At 75.3% G+C, this 5,223-nt stretch carries 1 protein-coding gene; it reads left to right on the top strand.

Going from position 1 to position 5,223, the window contains the following annotated elements:
- Nucleotides 1–11: 11 nt before the first annotated feature.
- Nucleotides 12–5,223: SDR family NAD(P)-dependent oxidoreductase (locus ACH4B3_RS34100; RefSeq protein WP_398469651.1), on the top strand; the 5,212-nt coding region annotated here is incomplete at its 3' end.

Here is a 5,223-nt window from a genome sequence, read left to right as displayed (position 1 = left end):
CGGGTGTGGGGGTGGACTGGCCGGGCTTCTTCGCCGGCAGTGGCGCCCGGCGCGTCCAGCTGCCCACCTACGCCTTCCAGCGCGAACGCTTCTGGATCGCGCCCGACGCCGGGGCGGGCGACGCCACGGCCGCCGGGCTGGCCCGTGTCGAGCACCCCGTCCTCGCGGCCACCGTGCAGTTCGGCGACCGCGACGAGTGGCTGTTCACCGGCCGGATCTCGCAGGACTCGCAGCCGTGGACCCGTGACCACATGGTGCTGGGCACCGTGATCGTGCCGGGCGTCGCGCTGGTCGAGATGGCGCTCACCGCCGGCCGCAAGGTGGGCTGCGAGGTGCTGGACGAACTGGTGCTGGAGGCACCGCTGCTGCTGCCGGAGGACGCCGCCCGGCAGCTCCAGGTCACCGTCGGCCAGGCCGGCGACGACGGCCGCCGCGAGGTGACCCTCTACTCCCGGCCGGTCACCGGCGACACGGACGAGCAGCCGGAGACCACCTGCCACGGGCGCGGCTGGCTCGCCCCCGGCGACGAGCCGGTCGCGGTCTGGCAGTCCGAGTGGCCGCCGGTGGACGCGGAGCCGACCTCGGTGGACGCGCTCTACGCGGGCATGGCCGACCTCGGCTACGACTACGGACCGACGTTCCAGGGCGTGCGCGCGGTATGGCGCCGGGACGACGAGGTGTTCGCCGAGGTCGCGCTGCCCGACGGCGCCGGCGGTGAGGGCTTCGGCATCCACCCCGGCCTGTTCGACGCGACGCTGCACGGCGGGCTGCTGGAGAAGGAGCCCGGGGACTCCGTGGTCCTGCCGTTCTCCTGGTCCGGGGTACGGCTGGGGCAGACCGGCCTCACCCGGGCCCGGGTGCGGATCAGCTCGGCCGGCGAGTCCACCCTGCGGGTCGATGTCACCAGCGAGGACGGCGAGTTGGCCGTCCGCCTGGACAAGCTGGTGTTCCGCCCGGTGGAGCAGGCGCAGCTGGAGAACGTGCAGGGCACCAAGTCCAGCCCGCTGTACCAGCTGGACTGGACCCCGGTGACGGTGGGCGCCGCCAGGCCGGTACGGCTGGCGGTCCTCGGCGACCTCGGGGTGGCCGGTGAGCGGTTCGCCGACCTGGACGCCCTGGAGCAGGCGCTCGCCGACGGCGCGACCGCCCCGGAGCTGGTGGTCGCCGAGGTCACCGCCCCGGCCGGCGCGGAGGACGTCGCCGAAGCCGCGCGGGCGACCGCGGGCCGGGCGCTGGAGCTGGTGCAGCGCTGGCTGGCCGGAGAGCGGCTGGGCGACGCCCGGCTCGTCGTGGTGACCCGGCACGCGGTCGCGGTGGGCGAGGAGTCCCCGGACCTGGCGCAGGCCCCGGTGTGGGGTCTGGTGCACAGCGCCCAGTCCGAGCACCCGGGCCGGATCCTGCTGGTGGACCTGGCCGGCGACGAGCCGGAGTGGGGTGCGCTGCTCGACCTGGACGAGCCGCAGCTCGCGGTGCGTGAGGGCCGGGTGCTGGCGCCCCGGCTCGGACGTGCCGCCGCGGCGCCGGAGGGCGACGCCTGGCGGCTGTCGATCGGCCGGAAGGGCTCGCTGGAGGACCTGGCGATCGTCCCCTCCGACGGGGGCCGTCCGCTGGCGGCCGGCGAGGTGCGGGTCGGGGTGCGGGCCGCGGGCCTGAACTTCCGCGACGTGCTGATCGCGCTGGGCATGTACCCGGGCGAGGCCCCGCTGGGCAGCGAGGCCGCGGGCGTGGTGCTCGAGGTCGGCCCCGAGGTCACCGGCCTGGCGCCGGGCGACCGGGTGTTCGGCCTGTTCGCGGGCGCCTTCGGCCCGGTGGCGGTGGCCGACCGGCGGATGCTGGCGCCGATGCCCGCGGGCTGGACGTTCGCCCAGGCCGCGTCGGTGCCGGTGGTCTATCTCACCGCCTACCACGGGCTGGTGGACCTGGCCGGTGTACAGGCCGGTGAGCGGGTGCTGGTGCACGCCGCGGCCGGCGGCGTGGGCATGGCCGCGGTGCAGATCGCCCGTCACCTGGGCGCGGAGGTCTTCGCCACCGCGAGCCAGGCCAAGTGGGACGCGGTGCGGGAGCTGGGGGTCGCCGACGACCGGCTGGCCTCCTCCCGCGACCTGGACTTCCGGGACGCGTTCCTGGCGGCCACCGACGGCGCCGGGGTCGACGTGGTGCTGGACGCGCTGGCGGGCGAGTTCGTCGACGCGTCGCTGGACCTGCTGCCGCGGGGCGGCCGGTTCATCGAGATGGGCAAGACCGACATCCGCGACCCGGAGGCCGTCGCCCGCGAGCACAGCGGCGTCCGGTACCGGGCGTTCGACATGTACGAGGCGGGCATCGAGCGCATCCAGCAGATGCTCGCCGAGATCACCTCGCTGTTCGAGCAGGGTGTCCTGCGGCACGCCCCGGTCCGCACCTGGGACGTGCGCCAGGGCCGGGAGGCGTTCCGCTTCCTCCGCGAGGGCCACAACGTGGGCAAGGTGGTGCTCACCGTCCCGGCGCCGCTGGACCCGGAGGGCACGGTGCTGATCACCGGTGGTACCGGTGGTCTGGGTGCGCTGTTCGCCCGGCATCTGGCCGAGCGGCACGGCGTGCGTCGGCTGCTGCTGGTCAGTCGTCGTGGTCCGGCCGCCGACGGGGTGGCCGAGCTGGTCGGTGAGCTGGCGGAGCTGGGTTGTGCGGCGCGGGTCGAGGCGTGCGACGTGGCGGACCGGGAGCAGCTGGCGGGTCTGCTGGGCTCGTTGGAGCAGCCGCTGACCGCGGTGGTGCACGCCGCGGGTGTGCTGGACGACGGTGTGATCGAGGCGCTCACCGCCGAGCAGCTGGAGCGGGTGATGCGGCCGAAGCTCGACGCCGCCTGGCACCTGCACGAGCTGACCGCGGACACCGAGCTGTCGGCGTTCGTGCTGTTCTCCTCGATGGCCGCCCTCATCGGCAGCCCGGGCCAGGCCAACTACGCCGCGGCCAACGCCTCCCTGGACGCGCTCGCGCACGTCCGGCGCGCGGCCGGCCTCCCGGCGAGCTCGCTGGCCTGGGGCCTGTGGGCGGACGCCACCGGCATGACCGGCGAGCTGGACGAGGCCGAACTGGCCCGGCTGGAGCGGATGGGCGTCGGCGCGCTGTCCGCCGGATCCGGACTGGAACTGTTCGACGAGTCGCTCGGACTGGACGCCGCCCTGCTGGCCCCGGTCCGGCTGGACCTCGCCGTGCTGCGCGGCCAGGCCCGCGCCGGGATGCTGCCGGCGCTGCTGCGCGGCCTGGTGCGCGCCCCGGCCCGGCGCGCGGAGTCCGCCGGCGGGTCGCTGGCCCAGCGCCTGGCGGGCGTGCCGGAGGCCGACCGGGAGAAGGTCGTCCTGGAGGTGGTGCAGGCACAGGTCGCCTCCGTGCTCGGGCACGCCTCGGGTGCCGCGATCGAGGCGGACCGGGCGTTCAAGGAGCTCGGGTTCGACTCGCTGAGCGCGGTCGAGCTGCGCAACCGGCTCACCCAGGCCACCGGGCTCCGGCTGCCCGCCACCCTGGTCTTCGACCACCCGAACCCGATGGCGGTCGCCCGGCTGCTGCTCGCCGAGATCGGTGGTGCCGTCGAGGCGCCGCGGCAGGCGGTCCGGACCCGGCGGGCCCGGCCGCGGCAGGCGGAGGCCGACGAGCCGCTGGCGATCGTGGGCATGAGCTGCCGCTACCCCGGTGGCGTCACCTCGCCGGACGGCCTGTGGGAGCTGGTGGCGTCGGGCCGGGATGCGGTGACGGCGCTGCCGAAGGACCGCGGCTGGGACCTGGAGGGCCTCTACGACCCGGACCCGGACCAGTCCGGGAAGCTGTACACCCGCGGCGGCGGGTTCGTCGACAACGTCGGCGACTTCGACGCGGAGTTCTTCGGGATCAGCCCGCGCGAGGCGCTGGCCATGGACCCCCAGCAGCGGCTGCTGCTGGAGGCCGCCTGGGAGGCGTTCGAGGACGCGGGCATCGACCCGACCTCGCTGCGCGGCAGCGACACCGGTGTCTTCACCGGCGCGGTCACCTCCGACTACAGCCGCTCGCTGCAGCCGGAGCTGGACGGCTACCTGCTGACCGGCTCGACCACGAGCGTCATCTCCGGCCGGGTCGCCTACAGCCTGGGACTGGAGGGGCCCGCCGTCACGGTGGACACCGCCTGCTCCTCGTCGCTGGTGGCCCTGCACTTCGCCGCGCAGGCACTGCGCGCCGGCGAGTGCTCGATGGCGCTGGTCGGCGGTGTCTCGGTGATGACCGGACCGCAGCTGCTCATCGACTTCAGCCGGCAGCGCGGACTGGCGCCGGACGGCCGGTGCAAGGCGTACGGGGCGGACGCGGACGGCACCGGGTTCTCCGACGGCCTGGGCCTGCTCGTGGTGGAGCGGCTCTCCGACGCCCGCCGCAACGGTCACCGGATCCTGGGCCTGGTGCGCGGCAGCGCGATCAACCAGGACGGTGCGAGCAACGGTCTGACCGCGCCCAACGGCCCCTCGCAGGAGCGGGTGATCCGGCAGGCGCTGGCCAACTCCGGCCTGAGCCCGGCCGAGGTGGACGCGGTGGAGGGTCACGGCACCGGCACCAAGCTGGGTGACCCGATCGAGGCGCAGGCACTGCTGGCCACCTACGGCCGGGAGCGGACCGACGGCCCGCTGCGACTGGGATCCATCAAGTCCAACATCGGCCACACCTCCACCGCGGCCGGTGTCGCGGGCGTCATCAAGATGGTGATGGCGATGCGGCACGAGGTGCTGCCGCGCACCCTGCACGCGGACGAGCCGTCCCCGCACGTGGACTGGGAGTCCGGTGACGTCCAGCTGCTCACCGAGGCGCAGGAGTGGGCGGCCCCCTCGGACCGGCCGCGGCGCGCGGGCGTGTCGTCCTTCGGCGTGAGCGGCACCAACGCGCACGTGATCCTGGAGGAGGCGCCCGCCGAGGACCGGCAGCCGGCCGAGGAGCCGGCGGAGCGTCCGGCCGGCGCGGTGCCGGTGCTGGTCTCCGGCCGGAGCGAGGACGCGCTGCGGGCCCAGGCCGAACGGCTGCGCGCGCGGCTGCTGGCCGACCCCGAGCTGGGCCTTGCGGACCTCGGCTTCTCGTCCGTGACCAGTCGTGCGTTGCTGGAGCGGCGTGCGGTGGTGGTGGCGTCGGATCGTGCTGAGTTGCTGGCGGGGCTGGCGGCTGTCGCGGCGGGTGAGCCGGCCGGTGGGGTGGCTGTGGGTCGTGCGGTCGCGGGGAAGACCGCGGTGCTGT

It is taken from the genome of Streptomyces sp. NPDC018031 (assembly GCF_044327625.1).
GTDB lineage: Bacteria > Actinomycetota > Actinomycetes > Streptomycetales > Streptomycetaceae > Streptomyces.
This window is presented reverse-complemented; position numbering and strand designations above follow the sequence as displayed.